The following is a 788-nucleotide window of genomic DNA, read 5'->3' as shown; positions in this document are numbered from 1 at the left end:
TTAGGAACTTAGTTTTGGATAAAAAACTTCTGGCGATCCTCGCATGCCCAATTTGTAAAGGCGAACTAAAATATGACCGTGATGCGTCAGAGCTCATCTGCAAAGCGGATGGCTTAGCTTTTCCTATTCGCGATGGCATTCCTGTGATGCTTGAGAACGAAGCCCGCACTCTCACGACAGATGAAAAACTAAGCAAAGACTAATCTGGAAATCCGATGCAACCTTATTCCGTGATTATCCCCGCGCGCTTTGCTTCGCAACGACTTCCTGGAAAGCCTCTTATAGATATCGCGGGCAAACCAATGATTCGACACGTTTACGAGCAAGTGAAAGATCTAGGTGCGCAGCGCATTATCGTTGCAACTGATAATACGGATATCGAAGGAGCCTGCTTAGACTTCGGCGCAGATGTGGTGATGACATCTCCTGATCATCCATCTGGTACGGACCGCTTGGAAGAAGTTGTTCGTGAACTTGATATGGATGATGATGAAATAATCGTCAATGTTCAGGGCGATGAACCGTTGATTCCTGCAGCACTCATTGAGCAAGTTGCTCAGAATTTGAGTGCACATCCTGAGGCTGGTATTGCAACGCTTTGCGAGAGAATTCTAGATTTAGATACGGTATTGAATCCGAATGCAGTAAAGGTTGTATTTGATGAACATGGTTTCGCGTCTTATTTTAGTCGCGCACCGATTCCTTATGCGCGCGATGCATTGAGCGAAAAACCGCCGCGCTTATCTTCGACAGCTGAGTATTTTCGTCATATTGGAATGTATGCTTAC

2 protein-coding genes are annotated in these 788 nt (G+C 45.6%); both read left to right on the top strand.

Features of this window, described 5'->3' with window-relative positions; all coding sequences use genetic code 11:
* Window positions 1-14: 14 nt before the first annotated feature.
* Window positions 15-203, top strand: a complete 189-nt coding sequence (locus A3762_RS22655) for a Trm112 family protein (protein ID WP_068476464.1) — start codon at window positions 15-17, stop codon at window positions 201-203.
* A gap of 12 nt (window positions 204-215) precedes the next feature.
* The coding region (gene kdsB, locus A3762_RS22650; protein WP_068757748.1) for a 3-deoxy-manno-octulosonate cytidylyltransferase at window positions 216-788 on the top strand (573 nt) is incomplete at its 3' end.

Source organism: Oleiphilus sp. HI0125 (genome assembly GCF_001635355.1).
Note: the sequence above shows the minus strand (reverse complement) of the source record. Positions and strands in the feature narration are given on the sequence as shown.